General features: G+C 62.9%; 19 protein-coding genes. 3 read left to right on the top strand and 16 right to left on the bottom strand.

Annotated elements, in window-relative coordinates; all coding sequences use genetic code 11:
* Window positions 1–14: 14 nt before the first annotated feature.
* The 11 genes from ACZYTC_RS31985 to ACZYTC_RS31935 all read right to left on the bottom strand — a co-directional run bounded on the left by ACZYTC_RS31985 (window position 15) and on the right by ACZYTC_RS31935 (window position 12,038).
* Window positions 15–1,100, bottom strand: coding sequence for an ABC transporter ATP-binding protein (locus ACZYTC_RS31985; protein WP_441770592.1), 1,086 nt, complete (start codon window positions 1,098–1,100; stop codon window positions 15–17).
* 81 nt (window positions 1,101–1,181) lie between these two features.
* Complete coding sequence (locus ACZYTC_RS31980; protein ID WP_488991482.1) at window positions 1,182–2,006, bottom strand: carbohydrate ABC transporter permease; 825 nt, start codon at window positions 2,004–2,006, stop codon at window positions 1,182–1,184.
* 17 nt (window positions 2,007–2,023) lie between these two features.
* Window positions 2,024–2,917 (bottom strand): carbohydrate ABC transporter permease, encoded by an 894-nt coding sequence (locus tag ACZYTC_RS31975; RefSeq protein WP_488991481.1) that lies wholly within the window; start codon window positions 2,915–2,917, stop codon window positions 2,024–2,026.
* A 76-nt stretch (window positions 2,918–2,993) separates the two neighbouring features.
* Entirely contained in the window at window positions 2,994–4,406 is a 1,413-nt protein-coding gene (locus ACZYTC_RS31970) for an extracellular solute-binding protein (RefSeq protein ID WP_488991480.1), read from the bottom strand.
* Between the two features lie 115 nt (window positions 4,407–4,521).
* Window positions 4,522–5,034, bottom strand: coding sequence for a VOC family protein (locus ACZYTC_RS31965; protein ID WP_454817615.1), 513 nt, complete (start codon window positions 5,032–5,034; stop codon window positions 4,522–4,524).
* Between the two features lie 101 nt (window positions 5,035–5,135).
* Window positions 5,136–6,791 (bottom strand): GMC family oxidoreductase, encoded by a 1,656-nt coding sequence (locus tag ACZYTC_RS31960; protein WP_488991479.1) that lies wholly within the window; start codon window positions 6,789–6,791, stop codon window positions 5,136–5,138.
* Window positions 6,792–6,895: 104 nt separating this feature from the next.
* Window positions 6,896–7,933, bottom strand: coding sequence for a LacI family DNA-binding transcriptional regulator (locus ACZYTC_RS31955; protein ID WP_488991478.1), 1,038 nt, complete (start codon window positions 7,931–7,933; stop codon window positions 6,896–6,898).
* A 154-nt stretch (window positions 7,934–8,087) separates the two neighbouring features.
* A complete protein-coding gene (locus ACZYTC_RS31950) occupies window positions 8,088–8,948 on the bottom strand; it encodes a sugar phosphate isomerase/epimerase family protein (RefSeq protein ID WP_488991477.1) in 861 nt (286 codons plus the stop codon).
* A gap of 9 nt (window positions 8,949–8,957) precedes the next feature.
* A complete protein-coding gene (locus ACZYTC_RS31945) occupies window positions 8,958–10,103 on the bottom strand; it encodes a dihydrodipicolinate synthase family protein (protein WP_488991476.1) in 1,146 nt (381 codons plus the stop codon).
* 10 nt (window positions 10,104–10,113) lie between these two features.
* Entirely contained in the window at window positions 10,114–10,896 is a 783-nt protein-coding gene (locus ACZYTC_RS31940) for a 3-ketoacyl-ACP reductase (protein WP_488991475.1), read from the bottom strand.
* Window positions 10,893–12,038 (bottom strand): acyl-CoA dehydrogenase family protein, encoded by a 1,146-nt coding sequence (locus ACZYTC_RS31935; RefSeq protein WP_434960559.1) that lies wholly within the window; start codon window positions 12,036–12,038, stop codon window positions 10,893–10,895. The genes ACZYTC_RS31940 and ACZYTC_RS31935 overlap by 4 nt, the downstream gene beginning before the upstream one ends.
* Window positions 12,039–12,172: 134 nt before the next feature.
* On the opposite strand from ACZYTC_RS31935, the gene ACZYTC_RS31930 reads away from it, so the two are divergent.
* Both ACZYTC_RS31930 and ACZYTC_RS31925 read left to right on the top strand, forming a co-directional pair.
* Complete coding sequence (locus ACZYTC_RS31930; RefSeq protein ID WP_488991474.1) at window positions 12,173–13,189, top strand: aldo/keto reductase; 1,017 nt, start codon at window positions 12,173–12,175, stop codon at window positions 13,187–13,189.
* Window positions 13,186–13,659, top strand: a complete 474-nt coding sequence (locus ACZYTC_RS31925; protein WP_488991473.1) for a MaoC family dehydratase — start codon at window positions 13,186–13,188, stop codon at window positions 13,657–13,659. The genes ACZYTC_RS31930 and ACZYTC_RS31925 overlap by 4 nt, the downstream gene beginning before the upstream one ends.
* 151 nt (window positions 13,660–13,810) lie before the next feature.
* On the opposite strand, the gene ACZYTC_RS31920 is transcribed toward ACZYTC_RS31925, so the two are convergent.
* Window positions 13,811–14,581, bottom strand: a complete 771-nt coding sequence (locus tag ACZYTC_RS31920) for an enoyl-CoA hydratase/isomerase family protein (RefSeq protein WP_488991472.1) — start codon at window positions 14,579–14,581, stop codon at window positions 13,811–13,813.
* Window positions 14,581–16,173: an acyl CoA:acetate/3-ketoacid CoA transferase gene (locus ACZYTC_RS31915; protein ID WP_488991471.1), complete on the bottom strand. Its 1,593-nt coding sequence runs from the start codon at window positions 16,171–16,173 to the stop codon at window positions 14,581–14,583. Before ACZYTC_RS31915 ends, ACZYTC_RS31920 begins: the two co-directional genes overlap by 1 nt.
* Before the next feature lie 175 nt (window positions 16,174–16,348).
* Between ACZYTC_RS31915 and ACZYTC_RS31910 the strand changes: the two genes are divergently transcribed.
* Complete coding sequence (locus ACZYTC_RS31910; RefSeq protein ID WP_441770581.1) at window positions 16,349–17,167, top strand: aldo/keto reductase; 819 nt, start codon at window positions 16,349–16,351, stop codon at window positions 17,165–17,167.
* A gap of 180 nt (window positions 17,168–17,347) precedes the next feature.
* Here the strand turns inward: ACZYTC_RS31910 and ACZYTC_RS31905 are convergent, their stop codons facing one another.
* From ACZYTC_RS31905 to ACZYTC_RS31895, 3 genes are all read right to left on the bottom strand, one after another.
* Window positions 17,348–18,946, bottom strand: a complete 1,599-nt coding sequence (locus tag ACZYTC_RS31905; protein ID WP_488991470.1) for a GMC family oxidoreductase — start codon at window positions 18,944–18,946, stop codon at window positions 17,348–17,350.
* A complete protein-coding gene (locus tag ACZYTC_RS31900) occupies window positions 18,946–20,445 on the bottom strand; it encodes an aldehyde dehydrogenase family protein (protein ID WP_454817593.1) in 1,500 nt (499 codons plus the stop codon). Before ACZYTC_RS31900 ends, ACZYTC_RS31905 begins: the two co-directional genes overlap by 1 nt.
* 85 nt (window positions 20,446–20,530) lie before the next feature.
* Entirely contained in the window at window positions 20,531–21,565 is a 1,035-nt protein-coding gene (locus tag ACZYTC_RS31895; RefSeq protein ID WP_488991469.1) for a zinc-dependent alcohol dehydrogenase, read from the bottom strand.
* Window positions 21,566–21,579: the final 14 nt, after the last annotated feature.

Here is a 21,579-nt window from a genome sequence, read left to right as displayed (position 1 = left end):
TTCTGGATGGGCGGTCACGCCCTGATGGCTTCGCCGCTGGTGGCGTCGAAGACGTGAAGATGCCGGGGATCGAAATTAACCCGGATGCTTTGCCGGTCGGCCGAGGGGCGGCTGGAAGCCGGGATCTGGGCGCAGAGTTCCTGTTCGCCGATCCGCAGATTCAGGAGTGCTTCCGAGCCGAGATATTCCGTGACCTCGATCGAGGCGTCATGACCTGGCGTCCCATCGGGGACGACCTGGATGTCGCTGGGACGTATGCCGATGACGGCCTTCTGGCCGGCCTTGAGCCGGGTGGCGATCGAGGCCGGCACCGGGAAGCCCAATGGCCCGGCCGAAAGCATTGCTCGACCGTTCGCCTGCTGAACCTCGGCGGGGATGAGGTTCATCGCCGGACTTCCGATGAAGGTCGCCACGAACAAATTGCGAGGATGCGCGAAAACCTCTTCGGGGGAGCCGACTTGCGCGATGTGACCGTCCTTCATGATCACGATCTTGTCGGCCAGGGTCATGGCCTCGACCTGATCATGGGTGACATAAAGCACGGTCGTCCCGAGGCGCTTGTGCAATTTGGCGATTTCGAGCCGGACTTGCGTGCGGAGCTTCGCGTCCAGGTTGGAGAGCGGCTCGTCGAACAGGAAGACCTTGGGCGTGCGCACCATCGCCCGTCCCATGGCTACACGCTGGCGCTGGCCGCCGGAAAGCTGCGACGGCCTGCGATCGAGCAGGGCCTCCAGGCCGAGTATCCGGACGGCCTCGGTGATACGAGCCGCAACGTCCTGGGCCGAGAGCTTTTGCGGCTTGAGCGCGAACTCCATGTTCTGCCGCACCGTCATATGCGGATAGAGAGCGTAGTTCTGGAAGACCATCGCAATCTGGCGGTCCTTGGGCGCAACGCTGTTCACCACCCTGCCCGCGATCTCGATTTCGCCTTGCGAAATGTCTTCGAGGCCCGCGACCATCCGCAGGGTCGTCGTCTTGCCGCAGCCCGACGGTCCCAGCAGGACCACGAACTCTCCCTCCTCGATCGCCAGGTCGATATTGTGCACGACCTCAATCTGGCCATAGCGCTTGATGACACCGCGCAGCGTTACGGATGACATGCGGTTACACTCCCAACTGCCTGGAGCAGACGCGTTCAGGCTGAACGCCTCCTTGCTCTAACCCCTTGTTTCGACGCGGCTTCAGCCCTTGACGGAACCCATGGTCAATCCCTTCACGAGCCAGCGCTGGCAGGTGAGGACAAAGATCATTCCTGGAATGAGCACGATGAACGAGCCGGCCATGATGCGTCCCCATTGGACCGCATCGCTGGACCAGAAGGACATCACCGCGACGGTGACCGTCTGGGCCTTGGAGCCGGTCAGCATCAGTGCGAACAGAAACTCGTTCCACGAGAAGATGAAGCAGAACACGGCCGAGACGGCCAGGCCTGGCGCGGTCAGAGGGAGCGTCACCTTGAGAAAGGTGGTGATCACACCATGCCCATCGACCTGGGCCGCTTCTTCGAGGGCCTCGGGGACCTCGTCGAAGAAGCCCTTCATCAACCAGACGGTAAGTGGAATGTTGAAGGTCGAATAGACGATGACCAGGGCAAGGGGTGTATCGAGCAGGCCGATCGTCTTGAAGATGATGTAGTATGGCACGACGACGGTGATCGGCGGAAACATCCGCATCGACAGGATCCAGAAGGCGACGTCGTTGATCCACTTGTTCTTGATCCGTGAGATCGCATAGGCGGCGAGCGAGCCTATGACCAGGCTGAAGGCCGTCGACCCCAGCGCCACGATGAGGCTATTCAGGATCTGCAGGTGGAACGGGCGTATGGTGAACAGGTCGTAGTAATTCTGCAGCGTCGGCGTGAAGATGAACTTCGGCGGCTGCGAGAACATATCCACGGGCTGTTTCAACGACGAGGCGAGGATGAGATAGATCGGGAGCATGAAGACGATCAGCACGATGCCGATGAGCAGATAGATCAGCGTTTTTTCGCGTATTGTGGGCGTCATGACTTAGAACCTCCCGCCTATCTTGCCTGGATGGCCTGGCGCCGCTGCATCGATCGGAAGAAATAGGTGATCAGCAGCGAGATGATGACCAGCGAGACAAAGGACGCGGCAGCCCCTACGCCCATCCGCCAGAACGTGAAGCTCTGGCGGTAGATGTAGAGCGACACGACCTCGGTCGCGTCAGCGGGACCGCCCTTGGTCAGCACGTAGATGATGTCGTAGATCTTGAAGGCATCGATCGCCCTCAAGAACAGCAGGCTCGCCAGCACGGGCCTCAACTGGGGCAGGGTCACGAAACAAAAGACGTCCCAGCGGGAATTGCCGTCGATGCGGGCTGCCTCATAGGGCTCCGTCGGCAGGCTCTGCAGTGCCGCGGCCGTCCCCATCATGAAGAAGGGCGTCCATTGCCAGATATCGGCGATGGCGATGGCCGTCAGCGCCCACTTCGTCGTGGTGATCCAGCCGATGGGCGAGATCCCAAGCAGTCCGGTAAAATAATTGAGATAGCCAAGTTCCGGGAAATAGAGGAATAGCCAGACCAATCCCACGATCACGGGCGAAATCATCATGGGAATGAGCAGGAGGGTGCGCACGATCCCCATGGCCGGCAGTTTCTGGGTGACCAGGATCGCCATGCCCACGCCCAGGACCAGTTGCACCGACAGCGTCATCGCCATCAGCTTGAACGTGGTGATCAAGGCATGCAGGAACGCCGAGGAGCTCAGGACTTCCGCATAGTTCGACAGCCCGACGAAAATGCGCGGGATGAAGGGCTTGGCAAGGTCATAGTTCCGGAAACTGAGCCAGAGCGCGTACAGCATCGGGAAGATGGTCGTGACGAACAGGATGACGATCGCCGGCAGCAGAAAGATGCGTGCGATGGCTCTGTTGCGGTTGGCTATCTGGCTCATGGCGTCTCCCCGATGCATCGGCTGATCGCCCCGGCTCGCAGGCCGGAGCTATCCAGGCTGGAGGTCCTCGTGCGATCTACTTCGCCAGGACTTCGACCGGCGTGTCCCTGATCCAGCGCAGGCGCTGTTCGAGCGGGAACATGGAGAGCTGCGTATTCACCGCAGTGCATGCCTTGGTCAGGGCCTCGAGCGCCGTCGGCGTTTCCCCAGCCATGTATTTGCTCAGCTCGACGCCGAAGTTTTCTTCAACCGTCTGGTAGAACGGATGGAAGATCCGGCGACGCGCATCGACCTGGCTGTCGAGGAGGACCTTGTAATAGGGGTACTTGGCCTGAAGCTTGGGATCGGCGAGGATCGACTTGCGGAACTGGCTGACGCCCTTGCCTTCTTCGGCAAACCGTCGCATGAGCTTCTCGCTCGTCGCCCATTTGATGAATTCCCAGGCCGCGTCCTTCTCCTTCTCGGGTGACTTGGCGTTGACGGCGAAACCAAGCGTGCCCGTATAGGTCGGTTGGGCCCCCGCGTCCGAGACGGGGTTTGCGGCAAAACCGACCTTGCCGTCCTTGGCGACCGTCGCCTCGTCGGGATTGGTCAGCCGCACCGAACGCACGCTCCAATAAGCTGCCTGTGCCGCCGCTCCGCGCTCCATGAAGCCGGACTGGATGTCCCACATCAGCCCCAGATAATCCGGCGGATTGAAGGGGATGAGCGCCTTCATATATTCGGCGGCCTTCACATGGGGCTCGCCCGTCATGGCGCACAAACCGGTCTTCGGGTCCCAATAGTCGCCGCCGAAGGAGCGCATGAAGGGGAAGTAGTCGTGGGTAATGGCCCCCTGCACGCGGCTGTAGGACTGGCTCACGCCATAAAGATCATGATCGAGGGGCTTGCCGCCGGCCGGCTCTCCCTTCTTGCGCGTGAAGAACTCGGCAATGTCGCGGTATTGCTGCCAGGTCTTGGCCGGCGCCAGGTCGTAGCCGTATTTCTTCTTGAAATTGGACTTCTCATCGGGGTTGTCGATCAGGTCTTGCCGATATTGCTGGAGCCACGTCATTCCCGAGGCCGGGAAGCCAAGCAGCTTTCCTTGCCAGCTCAGTTCCTGCAGCTGAACGGGAACGATGTCGTCAAGGCCGATCTCCCTGGCATCTCGCTTGGCTCGTGACGTCAGGTCCTCCAGCGCACCGGCTTCGCCGAGCATGCCGACCCAGGGACTGTCCACCCACAGCAGCTGGTAGGTGGGACTATCGGAGCTCGATTCGACGATGATCTTGTCGATCAGCCCGGGATAGGGCAGCTGGTCGATATGGACCTTGATGCCGGTCTGCGCTTCGAACTCCCCAACGAGGGGAGCGACGCGCGTGACCGACGTATCGCCGATACCGAGCATCTTCAGTTCCACGCCGGCATAGGGCTTGTCCTGCGCCCAGGCAGTTCCGGCCAGCATGGTCACCATGCAGGCCGCCCACACAGACTTCTTGACGTGTAGCATTCCCATTTCCCTCCCTGGATATTAGGCAGTGCACGCTTATTCGATTAAGCAGATAGTCACCGGACTGCTTGGGTTCAGCCGGCAGGGGAAAGCTGCGTTCCCTGCCCTCAAACTCTCAGCTATTCACGGACCACATTTTCGGGCCGCCGTCGCGCTCGTAGCCCAGCGCTCCGTCCCAGCTGACCAGTTCGAGAGACAGGCCCCATGGCGCCCTCAGATAGATCCAGTCGAGGCCCTCCAGAGGCCCTGACGGGATGCGCGTGGGTCCATCGAGCACTTCGATGCCGGCAGCGCGAAGCCTCTCCGTGGCAGCGCCCACGTCATCGACCTGGAAGGCAAGGTGGAAGCCACCGACCTCGCTGTTGCGTTTCATCGGTGTCTGCTCGGGCTCGCCGGAATATTCGAAGAGCTCGAGATTTCCTCCGTTCCCGCACACGATGACGCGCTGATCCTTGATGCGCGTTCCAGCCGGGACGCCGAGCCGGCGGACCATGAACTCGTCGTCGAGATCGGCACCACCGCATTCCATTACCGTGACGGCACCGAAGACCGTTTGGAAGAAGTCAACGGCCTGTTTCATATCCGGCACGGTGACGCCGATATGCTGAATGCCTCTAACCTGGATCAAGTCTTCCCTCCCTCGGTGCCGCTTATCCGTTTAAGCAATTTTGTGCGGACTTCAGTAGTAACTAATTAGTTATTTCATTTTGGCTTGATATTGTCAACGCCCTAGGCCTCGGCGAACGGACGCGGCTCGTTGCGCTCCCAGGAGAATACGGCACTCGGAAGAGCCGGCCGGCCCCTCACCAGATCGGCTGCCTTTTCGCCGATCATGATGGTGGGAGCATTGGTATTGGAGGAATTGATCAAGGGCATGATCGAGGAATCGCAGACCCTCAGCCCATCGATGCCGTGAACCTTGAGATCCATCCCCACCACCGACATCGCGTCATGTCCCATCTTGCAGGTTCCAACCGGATGATGGTCCGTTTTTGCCATCCGGCAGGCGTAGTCGAAGGCCTTTGACGGGTCGTTGCCGATGTCCGCTCCCGGCAGGACCTCTCGCTTCAGGAATGGCGCCAATGCCGGCTGCGCCATGATCTGGCGCCCGAGTTCGAGACCGCGCTGAGACATTTCCAGATCATAGGGATCGGCCCAGTAATTGGGGTCTATCAGCGGTGCATCTGCGGGATCGGCACTCTTCAATCGCACGCTGCCGCGCGAGCGCGGCCTCATGAAGGCAGTGTTCAAGGTGACGCCCGGGTTCTGGAGCTTGGCGATGCCGGTCTCGATCCCGGAGCCCTGCCCGAAATGAAACTGGATATCGGGTGATCGCGCGGCGGGATCGGCGTACCAGAACCCGCCCGTTTCAAAGAGCGAGGACACCACCGGCCCCGTCTTGAACAGCATGTATTGCAGGCCCGCGGCCACCATACGATGCGGGCGCTGAACCCGATCGTAGGAATGGTCGCCGCTGCACTCGCACAATACGCACAGATCGACATGGTCCTGAAGGTTCTCGCCAACCCCGGGCAGGTCGTGGACGACCTTCACGCCGACGGAGCCGAGGTGGCGGGCCGGGCCGATGCCGGACAACAGGAGAAGGCGGGGCGAGCCGATCGCGCCCGAGGAAACGAGAACCTCCCGGTCGCATGCAATGCGCCTGAGTGCCGTGCCCTCCTTGACCTCGACGCCGGTTGCCCGCCCCCGCTCCACCAGGATCCGCCTGACCTCTGCATTGCTCATGACGGTCAGATTGGGCCTCGGCATGGCAGGCCGCAAGAACGCCACAGCCGCCGAGGAGCGACGGGCATCGCGTTGCGTGAGCTGATAATAGCCGATGCCGCGCTGATAGCGCCCGTTGAAGTCGGGGTTGTAGGGGAGGCCGGCCTGTTGCCCGGCCCGAATGAAGGCATCGCAGATCGGAAGCGCCCCACGCGGCATCGCCACACCAAGCGGACCGTCGACGCCATGGAATTCGTCGTCGAAGCGCTGATTGCCCTCGGCTCTCTTGAAATAGGGAAGAAGATCGCGATAGCCCCAGCCCTCGCAACCGGCCTCGTCGCGCCAGGCATCATAGTCGAGTGCATTGCCGCGGGTGTAGATCTGGGCATTGATGGTGGATCCTCCGCCCAGCACCTTCGCCTGGGTGTACCAAAGCACCCGCCCTTGCATGTGGCGCTGCGGTACGGTCGACCATCCCCAGGAAGCGATGCCCTTCGTCATCCGGGCAAAGCCTGCAGGCCAGTGGAACAGAAAGTTGCTGTCACCGCCTCCGGCCTCGAGAAGAAGCACCTTGACGTCGGGGTCTTCGCTCAAGCGCGAGGCGAGCACGCAGCCAGCCGGGCCAGCGCCGACGATGATGTAATCGAATTGAGCAGACACCGGCACACTCCTCCCCGGTCCCGCGCCGCCGCGAGCCGATATATAAGTAACTGTATAGTTATTTTCTATGCGTAGTTAGCCTGCTTTCGCCGATACGGTCAACGTCAAAGCCGCGGATGCGGAACGGCGCCTGCCACCGAGTGGCGCACGACAAGAGTGGGCTCGACCAGATATCGCCGAGGCTCGAGCCCCGCTCCCCTCACCTTCTCCAGCAGCGTCGCGGCGGCATGCCTGCCGATTGTGCGGGGGAAGAGATCCACGGTCGTGAGCGCAGGCAGCAGGGAAGATGATTGAGGCAGATTGTCGAACCCGACGATCGAGTAGTTGACGCCGACGAGCCTGCCCGCAAGGTGAAGGGCGGCATAGGCTCCGAAGGCGACGTAATCGTTGAAGCAAATGGCCGCGCAGCAGTCTGGATTCGTCTCCAGCAACCGCCTCGTCGCGATCTCTCCGCCCTCGTTCGTGGGTGAGGTCGGTATGATGTGCTCTAGCGCGATGCTTTTGCCAATCTCTCCCAAGGCCCTGCGAATGCCCTGAAGACGGCCAGCCCAGGTCTTGCTTCCTTCATGGCCACCGACGAAGCCGAATTCGACGATGCCGGTGTCGATGAGGTGCCGGGCGGCAAGATAGCCCGCCGTTTCATCGTCGGCACCGATGAAATCAGCCGAAGGATCGTTGATGTCCCGTACGCAAATCACATAGGGCTTCGATCGCCGACGAAGGCCCACCATCATGTCGCATGATGTCGTATGACCCGGACTGATCAGCAGGCCGGCAACATTCTGCGCGACCAGAGCGTCGATCAGCGTCGCCTGGCGCGCCAGATCATCCTTGGTATTCGCGACGATGGTCAGATAGCCCGCTTCGTAGCAAAACGCCTCGAAATCACTGAGCAATTCCGCAAAGAACGGGTTGGAAATGTCGTGAACGATGACCCCGAGCAGGTTGGATTCGCCCGTGCGCAAACGTGCTGCGGTGTCATTCCTGATAAAGCCCATGGCATCGGCGACGCGCCGGACATTTTCTTGGGTCTCGATCGAGACGCGGCCATTGCCGCTCAGGGCATAGGACACCGCCGCCGTTGACAGCCCAACCGCCTGGGCGATGTCCTTGATGCTCGGCCCTTTGGGACGCCTGACCACTTCCGCCCAATTTCCCTGACGCTTACTGCTATGCCTCGAACGGTGAAAGCCTAGCCTAGCGGCGGCACCCGATCAAAGTCCCCTTTGGAACGTCGGCACAATCGTCAACAGGTCTCCGACAACGCCGTGGTCGGCGCGCTTGAAGACAGGCGTTTCAACAGACGGAGCGAAAGCGCTCGACGCAGGTGTCGAGCACCTGCGCCGGATCGCGCTTCCACCAGTTCTCGGCCGAAAAGACCTCGACCTCGCACAAACCCCGATAACCTGCGTCTTCCACTGCCGCGCGCAGCGACTTCAGATCGGCGACGCCATCTCCCATCATGCCGCGATCGAGCAGGACATCGCGCGTCTCGGCAAGCCAGTCGCACAAATGATATCCCAGGATGCGCTCCTTGCCGGCACGCCGGAGTTCGCCGGCAAGAGAGGTGTCCCACCAGACGTGATAGACATCGACGGCAATGCCGACATTGGCCTCGCCGATCGCCTCGCAGAGGTCGACGGCGTCACGCATCGTCACCAGGCAGGAGCGGTTGCCCGCATAGACTGGGTTGAGCGGTTCGAGCGCCAGGCGAACGCCCCTCTGTGCCGCGTAGGGTGCGGCTTCGGCGACCCGCTCGGCCACGCGTTTCAGGCTTTCCTCCACCCCAAGGCTTCCCGGCTCGCCCCCGCCGACGACGATGGTCAGGATCGAGGTCCCGAGTCCTGCCGCCATGTCGATCGAGGCCCGGAAGTCATCCCGCAGGACGGATAGAGGCCGCGGCGCCATCGGGCCTACCAGGAAGGGGCTGCGACACAGGCCCGCGACTTCGAGGCCCGCCTGGCGGGCACGATCGCCGATCGCGATGGCTCGCCCCCCAATCTCCCGGCGCCAGAACACGATCCCGCCAAAGCCGCGCTCGGCGCAGGCATCGATGACGCGCTCGATGGACCAGCCAGCGCCATGCCCATCCAGATTGTGCCCGAGCGTCGCGGTATTCAGGGCGAGCGCCGAATGATCCGTCGAGAAATCGCGCATCGCGACCTCTCAGGCGCCGTAAAGGGCAAGCAGCCTGCGCATACGATCGGTTGCCAGATCCGGGTCGCGCAGCAGGCCGCAGGCATCCGCATGCTTGAAAAGTTCGACGAAATAAGGCAGCGGCCGCATGGCCTGCGCCCCGCCCAGCATGATGAAATGCTCCTGGAAGCCATTGAGCCAGGCGAGGAAGACGACGCCCGTCTTGTAGAACTGGGTGGGTGCCCGGAAGATGAGCCGCGCCAGCGGGACGGTGGGATCCAGTACCGCATGAAAGGCTTGCCTGTCGCCCTCCCCCAGTTTCTGGATGGCGAAGGCCGCAGCCGGCGCAAGAGGATCGAAAATACCGAGAAGGGCATGCGAAAAGCCGACCTCGTCGCCGGCGATCAATTCCGGATAGTTGAAATCATCGCCCGTATACATACTGACGCCGGCGGGCAGGCGCCGCCGCATCAGGATTTCCTTGTCCTTGTCCAGGAGCGAAATCTTGATGCCGTCCACTTTTGCCACGTTCTCTTCGATGACGCGCAATGCCACCTGCATGGCGGCCTCGAAGCTTTCGCTGCCCCAGTAGCCCTTGAGCGCCGGGTCGAACATGTCGCCAAGCCAGTGGAGGATGACGGGCTGGTCGCAGCGGGCCAGAACATCGCCATAGACCTTCACATAATCTTCCGGTGAGCCGGCCACCGCAGCAAGGGCGCGGCTCGCCATCAGGATCAGGCGCCCTCCCAGGGCCTGGATGGCCTCAATTTGTTCGAAATAGGCGCGGCGAACGTCGTCAAGCCCGCGCGCCTGGCTCGGCTCGAGCTGGTCGGTGCCGCATCCGTTGAAGATCAGCGCCTGCGGAAGCTCCTCGCGGGTGCGTCGGATAAGCTCGAGGGCCCGAGGCCAGTCCAGGCCCATGCCGCGCTGGGCCGTGTCCATCGCTTCGGCAATGCCAAGTCCGAGATCGTTCAGATGGTGACGAAACGCCATCGTCGCCTTCCAGTCGACCGTAGCCGGGCCGGAAGGATCATTGGCGGTGAACGGATCGGCCACGACATGGGCCGCCGAAAACACGACGCGCGCCGCGCCGGCGGGCAAGCGGGCGGCCGGGATCACCTTGCCGCTGAGCCGATAGTCGGAGAAAGCGCCATTGGCGTCTGGAAGACGGATCATCGTAGTTTCCTCAAAATCTCGGCACCAGCATGCCCGCATCCACGGCGATCACTTGGCCTGTCGTATAGGGCAGCTTGCCGGTGGCGAGGGTCGCCATCACGGTGCCAACATCCTGCGGCTGGCCCAGGCGCCGCATCAGGGTCAGGCCCTCTTCATCGATGCGCCGCTGGTACAGGCTGGTCACGGATTGCGTCATCGCGGTCTCGATCAGGCCCGGCCTGATGTCGTAGACGGCAATGTTCTCGCGCCCCAGGCGAACGGCGAACACCTTGCTGACCATGGCCGAGCCCGCTTTCGAAACGCAGTACTCCGCGCGCGGCTCGGCGACCGCATCGGCATTCGATGACGACACATTCAAGATCGCATAGAAGCGGCCGTCATTGCGATCGCGCGCGATAACGCGTCTTGCCCATTTCTGGCACAGGAAGAATTGCGCTTTCGCATTCACAGCCTGGCAGCGGTCGTAGCTTTCCTCGCTGACATCGAGCGGGTCGCCGCGGCTCAGCACCGATACACCCGCATTGTTGACGAGCGTCGAAAGCGGCCCCAGCGCCTTTTCGGCCAGGTCGAGCATCGCCTCATGCGCGCCGATATCGGCGATGTCGCCGGCGACGCGGGTGACCGGCACACCAAGGTCACGCACGCGTTCCTCGGCGGCCTGCAGTTCCGCATCATCCACGGGCCCGTTCAAGGCGATCGCAAACCCGTTCCTGGCCAGTTCGATGGCGGCCGCCAGGCCGATTCCTCGGCTCGAGCCGGTGATGAAGGCCGCCTGCCGGAGCGGCGTACTCATGCCAGCGCTCCATGCTTGAACAGCTCGCGGGCGATGATCATGCGCTGGATCTGGTTGGTGCCTTCATAGATCTGGGTGATCTTGGCGTCGCGATACAGGCGCTCGACCTCGAAGCCGCGGATGTAGCCCGAACCGCCGAAGACCTGGACGGCGTCGGCCGTGCGGGTCACCGCCATGTCGCCGGCGAAGCATTTGGCGATCGAACAGGCCTTGGTCGCATTGTCCCCGCGATCGATCTTCGTAGCCGCGCTGTGCACCAGAAGACGTGCAGCCTCGATATCCTTGGCCATGTCGGCAATCAGCCATTGCACGCCTTGGAACTCGGCGATTGCCTTGCCGAACTGCTTGCGCTGGCGGGCATAGTCGACGGCAGCCTCCAGGCCGGCCTGGCCGATGCCGACCGCGAGCGCCGCGATGCCGACGCGGCCCTTGTCCAGCACGCTCATCATCATGTGGAAGCCCTTGCCGAGGTCTCCCAACAGCGCATCCGGCCCGAGCACGACATCGGTGAAATTGAGTGCGCCAACCTGGCTGGCACGCTGCCCCATCTTGTGCTCCTTGGGGCCGCGCTCGACGCCCTTGGCGTTGAGATCGACGATGAAGATGCTCATGCCGCGGTGGCCGGCATCCTTATCCGTCCGGGCCAGCACGAAACCGACATCGGCGACCGGCGCGTTGTGGATCCAGATCTTGCCGCCGTTGAGACGCCAGCCCTCTCCGTCCCGTTCTGCCGTGGTCCTGATGCCGGACACGTCCGTTCCGGCCTCCGGCTCGGTTATGCAATAGGCCACGCGCTTGGTTCCGCGCATCACCGGTGCCAGCCAGGCTTGGCGCTGGGCCGGCGTGCCGTGCCTCACCAGCAGCGTGCAGATGAGTTCCACCAGGCCGCATTGATCGGCGACCGAGGCATAGCCCCTCGAAAGCTCTTCCATCACCAGCGCATAGGTCAGCGTGTCGAACCCGGGGCCTCCCATGGCTTCGGGAACGCCGATGCCGAAGAGCCCGAGTTCTCCCATCTGCTCATAGATCTCATGGGGGAAGCGCTCCTCACGATCGAGCTCCTCGGCCAGCGGCTTGATCACGTCGTCGGCGAACTGTCGCGCCATGTCGCGCACCTGCATCTGCGTTTCGCTTGGGTACATGCGCTTCTCCCCCTTTTGTAACTATCTAGTTACTGCTATAACGCACGTGGATCAAACGGGTCAAGCCTGACGATCCCCTCGAATCGAGGCCAGGTCAGGCAAGCCATCAAAGAGCGATGCCAACGGAGGAAATCATGAAGCCATCGGAAAAGCGGAAATTCGGCCGCAGCGACATCGAGGTCACCCCCTTTGCCTTCGGGACGGCGCCGATCGGGAATTTCTTGCGCGAGATCAGCGAACCGGTTGCCGACGAAATGGTACAGCATGCCTGGAATGCCGGCGTGCGCTTCTACGACACCGCACCGATGTACGGTCATGGCCTTTCTGAACTGCGCCTGGGGCAGGCGCTGCGCTGGAAGAAGCGCGATGATTTCGTCGTCGCCTCGAAGGTTGGGCGCATCCTGCATCCGGCCCGGCGTTCCGACATCGACTTCTCGCCTTGGGTCAATGCGGCGCCGAACACCATGAGCTTCGACTACAGCTATGATGGCACGATGAGAGCGTTCGAGGATTCCCTGCAGCGGCTCGCGCTCGAGCGCATCGACATGCTGTTCATTCACGACATCGACCGCTTCACCCGTGGCGACGATCAGCCGGAAGTCTTCAGGCAGGCCATGGACGGATGCTGGCGCGCTCTGGAGCGCCTGCGCTCGGAAGGCGCGGTGAAGGCGATCGGTGTGGGCGTCAACGAATGGGAAGTCTGCCACGAGGCGCTCAAGCAGCGCGATTTCGACTGCTTCCTCCTGGCAGGCCGCTACACGCTTCTCGAACAGGAGGCTCTCGACGGGTTCCTGCCGCTTTGCGAGGAGCGGGGTGCGGCCGTGCTGGTCGGCGGCGGCTTCAATTCCGGGATCCTGGCAACCGGCGCGGTGCCCGGCGCGAAATACAACTACGCCCCCGCCCCAGCCGCGGTGATGGAGAAGGTCGCCAGGATCGAGGCGGTGTGCCGCGACCACAGGGTGCCGATTGCCGCTGCGGCGCTCCAATTCGTCGTCGCCCACCCCGCCATCCCGGCCTTCTGCGCGGGAACGCGCACGGTGGAGCAACTCGACCAGAACCTGGACTGGTTCAGCCACCCCATTCCCTCGGACTTCTGGGCCGAGCTGAAAAGCAAGCAATTGCTGCGCGAGGACGCGCCGGTGCCGACATGAACGACATCGCACCCGACACCGGTCGCCGCCTCGCGGCGACCGGACTGCGCTATGAAGATGTGGCCATCGGGGATTGGTTCGACACACCGGCAAGGTATGTGGGTACCGAACTGATCGATGCCTTCGCCGATTTGACCGGCGACCGCTTCGAGATCCATATGGACGATGATGCGGCGCGTGCTCACGGCTTTCCCTCTCGCGTCGCCCATGGCCTCCTGATCCTGTCGCTCGTCGATGGGCTGAAGAACCAGGCGCAGGCCCGCTTCCTCGCCATCGCCTCGCTAGGCTGGAACTTTCGGTTCGAGTGCCCCGTCCTGGCCGACGACACGATCGCCGCCCGCGTCGGCATCAGGGACAAGCGGACGACATCGCGGCCGGACCGAGGCATCCTCATACTGGGGTTTTGTGTACGCAAGCAGACTGGAGACATCGTCCAGTCCGGAGAGAACCAGTTGATGGTCTATCGCTGAGACGGCAAGCCAATGCCACGCGCGTGGAGACCGTCTCTTGCTGGGTCCGCGCAAACATACCCTCCCCTCGATGGGGAGGGTAAAGAAGCAGCGCGTCTTTTCCCAAAGCTAGCGCCTCGGAACAAAGATCTGTCGGCCGTAAGGCGGCCGGTCAGAATTTCGGCGGTCGCCTTTCGCGGAAGGCGGCGAGGCCCGCCTGCAGCTCGCTCGACTGTGCGGCGGCTATGCCGGCCAGGCAGTCGAAAACCCGTTCCGTCTCCTCCGCTTCGGCGGCGTTCACCAGCATCTTGGTCATCTCGGTCGCCAAGGGCGCGCGCGAGCACACCTTTTCCGCGACCTCCATGGCCCGGGCAAGCCCTTGGCCGGTCTCCACCACCTCGTCCACGATACCGAGTTCGCGTGCATCCTTCGCGGTCAAGATCTCGCCGAAGATCGCCATGCGTCGCACGACCTGGGCACCAAAGCGCCGTGTTGCGCGCTGTGTACCCGACCATCCCGGGATAATGCCGAGCCCGGTCTCCGGTTGCCCAATCTTGGCGTGGGCTTCCGCAATGCGATAATCCGCGCAGGCAGCGAGCTCCAGGCCTCCGCCCAAGGCATGGCCGTTCAGCACGGCGATCAGGGGCTGGCGCAGCCGGGCCAGCGCGTCAAAGGCGGCGTGTCCCTCGCGCACCCAGAACCGGCCGAAATCCTCCGGAGCCTCGCGGCTCCAGGCCTCGATGTCACCGCCTGCCGAAAACGCTTTCGTCCCGGCCCCCGTCAGGATCGCGACGCGGATGGTCGCATCGTGCTCGATGAGAGCGCACAAACGTTGCAGCTCCGCCACCATGGCAGCATCGAAGGCGTTGAGCTTGCCCTCGCGTTCGATGACGATGCTCGCAACAGGCCCCTCGATCTTCAGCCGAACACCATCCCCGCTCATCACTCGGCCGCCTCTCTGGTGACTGCCTGCCGGCTGCGGCGATCGGGCTCGAACAGGTCGGCCGACATCAGCGGGAGAGGCTCGGCCACGGTGAGCGGAAAGGCGGCCTGGTCGAGGATATCACGCTTGAGGTCGACGCCCGGCGCAATCTCCGTCACGGTGAGCCGGCCGTCGATCAGCTTCAGCACGCAGCGCTCGGTGACATAGGTCACGTCCTGGTTCTGCAGCGTGGCGCGCTTGCCGGAGAACGAGACCTGGTCGACCTCGGGCACGAGCTTGGCAACCTTGCCTTCCTTGTCGATCCTCAGCTTGCCATCGACCACCGACAATTTCGCACCGGCATTGAAGTAGCCCGAGAACACGATCTTCCTGGCGCGGGAAGTGATGTCGACGAAGCCTCCGGCGCCGGCCGTCACATGCGGCCGCACCGCCAGCTTGGAGACGTTGACGGAGCCATCCTCCCCGATCTGCAGGAACGACAGGAGGGAGGCATCGAAGCCGCCGGCCTGGAAATAGGTGAACTGATGCGGCGAGGCCACGAACGCCTCCGCGTTGGAGGAACAACCGAACTTGAAGTCGAGTAGCGGGATGCCGCCGACGGCACCTTGCTCGATCACCCAGGTGATCTCGCCATGCCGGCCTTCCTCCAGGAGAATGCGCGGAACGTTCGCGGAAATGCCGAAACCGATATTCACGGCCCAGCCGTTCTCGAGCTCCATCGCCACCCGGCGAGCCATCACCTTGGCCGCATCGAAAGCGGGGATCGTGAACGTATCGAGGGGGCGAAACAGCTCGCCCGATATGGCCGGGTCATAAGCCGTCGCCGTCGTCTGCAACTGGTCCGGCGCCTCGACGATGATGTCGACGAGGATGCCCGGCACCCTGACGTCATGAGGACGCAGCGTGCCCGATTGGGCGATCCGCTTGACCTGCGCAATGACGGTACCGCCGGAATTGTGCGCAGCCAGCGCCAACTCCATGGCGCCGAGATAGGCGCCTTCATGCTCGAAGGTCAGATTGCCACGTTCGTCCGCCGTCGAGGCTCGGATGATGGCGACGTCCGGTGCGATCGCTGGGAAATAGAGCCACTCGTCGCCCTCGAACTCAATCTTGCGCACGATCGGCTGCGAGCGGGCGCGGTCATTCATGGCGCAGCCATCGAGCGCCGGATCGACGAAGGTGTCGAGCCCGACCTTGGTCAGGACGCCGGGACGCTTTCCGGCCGCCTCTCTGAGAATGTCGAACAGGATGCCGCTGGGCACGTTGTAGGCGCTGATCTTGTTCTCGCCGAGCATCTTCCAGATCAGCGGCGGCTCCGCCGAAGACGGTCCCGACGGATAGGACCCGCCGATGATCGTGTCGATGAGGCCGTCCTGGGCCAGATGGTCGACGCCCCTGGTGCCGAACATGTCGCCCGCGGCAATCGGGTGGATCATGGTAAGCTGGCGGGGATGGCCCTCTTCGCGGTACCGCTCCCCCAGTGCCTGGAGAACCAGGTCCGGGCAGCAAAGCCCGCTGGAGGAATTGACGGCAACGACCGCCTTGTCACCGATGCGCTGCACTGCCTCGAGCGCGCTCCTGATTTTGGACATCGTCTCCTCGCGAGGATTTTTATAAGTAACTATATGGTTAGTACCTTATAGCGCCAGCGCCTTCAACTCCTTTTCTCCGCCGCCCGCCTCCCAGAAGCCACCCACCGCGCTTGCCGGACGGCGAGACACGATATATAAGTAACTAGATAGTGCGATAAAAAAGGAAACGACAGGGATGAGCATCTATTTCACGCGGACGTTCCAGCGCTCCTTCGGTACCTACCCCCTGCGCGGCGACGCGTGTCGGCAGGCGATCGAAACGGCATTGGCCACCGGATATCGCGCCTTCGATACCGCGCAGATGTACGAGAACGAAGCTGAGGTCGGTGAAAGCCTGGCCAATGGCGGCGTGAAGCGGGACGAACTTTGCATCACCACCAAGGTCAGCATCCACAATTTCTCCGAAGAGCGCTTTCTCCCGTCGGTCGAACAAAGCCTGAAGGACCTTCGGGTCGACTTCGCCGACGTCCTGCTGGTTCACTGGGCGCCGGCCGACGGCCATATCGCCCCCTCGCTCGAACTCCTGCAAAAGGCACGGCAGCGTGGCCTGGCCCGCCACATCGGCGTCTCCAACTACACGGCGCGCATGATGAGGCAGGCAAGATCGATCGTCGACGCGCCGCTTGTCACCAACCAGGTCGAGTTTCACCCCTTCCTCAATCAGGACATTCTGCTGGCCGCCGCCAACGAGACCGGCATCCCGCTTTCATCCTATTGCTCGGTCGCACGAGGAAAGGTCTTCGAACAGCCGCTCTTTGCCGAGATCGGCCAGGCCTACGGGAAGACCGCGGGACAGGTGGTGCTGCGCTGGATTCTCCAAAAAGGCGTGCCGCTGAACACGATGTCGACGAAACCGGAAAACATCCGCTCGAATTTCGACATCATGGATTTCACGCTCTCGAGCATCGACATGGCGCGGATCGACGCGCAAACGCAGAAGAACCTGCGCATCGTCGGGCGCGACCTCATCCCCTGGGCGCCGGAGTGGGACTGAGCTTTCCGCGAAATGCGCTGGCATCTCGGCTCAGGCGAGGCACCTAAAAGTGCAGCAATCAAAGGAAAAGTACGGCCGAAAAGACCGCACTTTTTCTGTGTCTAGCGAGGCACACCCTTTTAGAGCTTTCGCTGTTCCAGACGAACGGCGATAGCGACGGTGTCGGGACCAGCCCCTTGCTCACATATTCCCGCGGATGAGATCCGTAGCCTTCTCGCCGACCATGATCGCGGCGGCATTGGTATTCGAGCCGATCAGGCTGGGGAATGTCGAGCTGTCGCAGATACGGATCCGGTCGAGGCCCCGCACTCGCAACTGGGGATCGACCACGGCCATCGCATCGATGCCCATCTTGCAGGTGCCGCTCGGATGATAGGAGGTCCTGCCGTACTGGCGCGCATAGTCCGCGAACTGGGCGTTGGTTCTGACATCGTCGCCAGGTACGTGCAGGCGCTTGATGAACTTCTGCAAGGACGGCTTGGCAAAGATCTCCCTGCTGATCCGCACACCCTCGGCGGAAACCCGGACATCGTCCGGCTCAGCCAGGAAGTTCGGATCGACGATCGGATTGATGGCTGGGTCGGAGGAAGCCAGCCTAACCGATCCGCGGCTTTTCGGGCGGAGCGTGTAGGAGTTCAGCGTAATGCCGGACCCGGAGGGAACCGTGGGCACGCCCGCTTCGGCGCCCGCGCCGGCAAGGAAGTGGAATTGCAGGTCCGGTATCGCGGCATCGGCATCGCCATACCAGAAGGCGCCGCCCTCGACGACGTTGGAGGTGACCGGCCCGGACTTGAAGAGCAGATACTGGAGCCCCGCCCATAGCATCCAATGCCACTTGTTATACTTGTCGAGGCTGGTCGGCCCCTTCAGTTCAGCCACGATATCGACGCCGAAATGGTCGTTGAGGTTCTCGCCCACGCCGGGCAGATCCTCGACCACGTCGATCCCGAGCTTCCTGAGATGATCGGCAGGCCCGACACCCGACAGCATCATGATCTTGGGCGATCCGATCGCCCCGGAGGTGATGAGGACTTCGCTCTCGGCCCTGGCGGTGATGAGTTGGCCATTCCTGACGAATTCGACGCCAATGGCGCGCGCATTCTGGAACAGGATGCGCCGGACCAGGCAGCCGGTCTCGACGGTGAGATTGGATCGCTTCGCCGCCGGCCTGAGATAGCCGACGGCAGCCGAGCAGCGCCGCCCGTTCCGGATGGTCGTCTGGTAGATCCCCGCCCCTTCCTGCGCCCTGCCGTTGAAGTCCGGATTGTAGGGCATGCCGAACTCCTGGCAGGCCTGGACGAAGGCGCGCGACATCGGCTGCGGATCGGGCAGGTTCGAGACACCCAGCGGTCCGTCCGCCCCATGCATGTCGCCCGAAAGAATGGTGTTGCCTTCGGATCGTATGAAATAGGGCAGCACCTCCTTGAAGGACCAGCCGGCAGCCCCCTCCTCCCCCGCCCAGCGATCGAAATCGGCGGCATGGCCTCTCGTGTAGATCTCCGCATTGATCGAAGAGCCGCCCCCGATCACCTTTGCCTGGGCGTAGGGGATCTCCCGGTCGCAGGCATGGCGCTGCGGCGCCGTCTTGAGCCCCCAGGTCAGCGGCCCCGAGGTCATCTTGGCGAAGCCGACCGGCATGTGGATATAGGGGTTGCTGTCGCGGCCACCGGCCTCCAGCAGAAGCACGCGCACGGCAGGGTTTTCGCTGAGGCGTGCGGCAAGCACGCAGCCCGCCGACCCGCCGCCGACGATCACATAATCGTAGCCATCTTCCTTCATCAGCGCACCCAAGGCTCGCGCTTGCCAATCTCGATATGGACGGACTTGATCTGGGTATACTCCTCGATGCCGTAGGAGCCAGCCTCGCGGCCCCAGCCCGACTGCTTGAATCCGCCGAGCGGGAGTTCCGGGCCACCGGCCAGCGTGGTGTTGACCCAGAAGCGGCCGGCGCGAACACGGCGTGTCACGTTCAAGGCCTTGTCGATGTTCTTGGTCCATACGCTCGCGGCCAGGCCGTACACGGTGTCATTGGCCATGGCGATCGCTTCGTCCTCGCTGTCGAAGGGCATGACCGCAAGCACGGGGCCGAAAATCTCGTCGCGGGAAATCGCCATCGAACCGGTGACGTCCCCGAACAAGGTGGGCGCGATATACTGGCCGCGACCGAAGTCGAGCGCTCCGCCGCCACAGACAAGACGCGCGCCCTCCTCCTTGCCCTTGGTGATATAACCCAGAATGGTCTCGTTCTGGGCCGTTGTCGTGATGGCGCCGATCTGCGTGTTCGGATCGAGCGGATCCCCGACCTTGACCTTTGCCAGCTTGGCGGCGACCAGCTTCTCGAACTCGCTGGCCACCGACCGTTCGACGATCAGGCGGCTGCCGCTCACGCAGCACTGGCCGGTGTTGAAGCCGATGCCAAAGGCCACGCCATCGGCGGCATCCTCCAGGTCCGCATCCGCGAAGACGATTTGCGGATTCTTGCCCCCGAGTTCCAGCCCGAGCTTCTTGAAATTGCCGCCGGCGGCCTCGATGCAGCGTCGGCCCACGGAGGTCGAACCGGTGAAGGACACCATGTCGATGTCGAGGTGTTCGGTCATGGCCTGGCCGATGACGCTGCCCGAGCCGGTGACGACATTGTAGCAGCCGTCAGGCAGCCCCGCTTCCGACAGGATCTCGGCCAGCATGAGGGTCGTGGCCGAGGTCACCTCCGAGGGCTTTGCGACGATGGTGCAACCGGCCGCGAGGATGTAGGGCACCCTTTCGCAGAGGATCAGGAATGGGAAGTTCCACGGCGTGATCAGGCCGACCACGCCGACCGGCTCCCGGGTGACCAGGCCGAACATGCCGTCACCCAGATTGTTGAAGGCATCGCCATGCAGCGTCCTGGCGAGACCGGCGGCATATTCGAACATGCCGGCGCAGCCATCCACTTCCGCCCTCGCCTGGCTGATGGGCTTGCCGTTCTCCAGCGTTTCCCAATAGGCCAGTTCTGCCGCGCGGCTGCGCAGGATCTGCGCGGCGCGCAAGAGCACGTTCGCGCGCTCCACGGCCGGGATCCTCGACCAGCGCCCGTCCTCGAAAGCGCGACGCGCCGCCTTCACGGCAAGGTCCAGGTCCTCCCTGGTGCACTTTGGAATGCGCGTCACCGGCACGTCATGCCCCGGGCTGCGGCGCTCGAAATAGGCGCGGTCGCCCGCCTCTATCTGCTTCCCATCGACGAAAAAGCCGAAAGTCCTGGGACTGTCGGGAAGCGACTGTCTACCGACGACCTGGTCCATGTCCTCAATCCTTTTATTCTATGAGCAATTGTATCAACGCGGCCGAGGCGCCTGTCATTCCGTTGCCTCGGGGGACCCGAAGCGGTCATGCCGTCGTATCGATCTGTGTTTTCAGAACAGTCGGCCGATCCTGGATGGTCTCGAAGGCGGACTGAATTGCGCTCAGTGGCACGACCGAGCCGATGAAGGGCTCGATTTGGAAGCGCCCGTGGGTCAGCAGCGTCAGGGCATCGTGCATATCCTGGCCAATGCCGGCCACTGAACCTTTGACCGAGTTTTCCCGCAGGACCGTTTCGAGCAAGGGAAGCGGCACGCTGTCGCCGGGGCCCGTGATGCCGAAGGCGGCAACATGGCCTCCGGGGCGAATGAGCCTGAAAGCCTCGGCGTAGAGTGCGGGGACGCCGACGCTTTCGATCACCACGTCCGCTCCACGCCCCTCCGTCGCCTCGGCGACGAGCCTGCGGGCGTCCTTGGGGTCGGTGATGACGAGATCGGCGCCGGCCCTCTCGGCGAGTTCCGCTCGGGGTCGCGACGGCTCCACGGCGATGATCGGGGCGGCTCCGACGAGGCGCATCATCTGGATATGGAGATTGCCGATGGGCCCAGCGCCGAGCACGACGACCGACATGCCGAAACCGATGCCGGATTTGCGCGCGGCCCTGACAACACAGGCGACCGGCTCCGTCAGCGCCAGCAACTCGGGCTTGGCTTCGCTGGGCGCGGGAATGACCAGCCGGGCAGGAACCGCGACAAACTCCGCAAACCCGCCATCGCGATGGATTCCGATCTGACTGACTGCCTGGCAATTGAGGACCTCGCCGCGGCGGCAGAAGTAGCAATGTCCGCAGCCGATATTGACGTCCGCAACGACACGCTGTCCGACCTCGAAGCCCTGGACCCTGTCACCCACGCGGCTCACCGTGCCTGTGAACTCATGCCCGGGAATGAAGGGCAGGGTGTCGGCGGCATAGTGGCCCTTGAAGATATGGATGTCGGTGCCGCAGATACCGCAGCGATCCACCTTGATGAGAGCGTCATCCGGGCCGATCCGAGGGATGGGAACGTCCCGGACTTCGAATGCCCCAGGGCGGGTAAGCACCGCGGCTCGCATTGTTTCCATGTGGCTCTTCCCTC

The organism is Labrys sp. F242 (assembly GCF_057813875.1).
The sequence above is the reverse complement of the archived record's forward strand: the minus strand, read 5'-3'. Positions and strand labels throughout refer to the sequence as shown.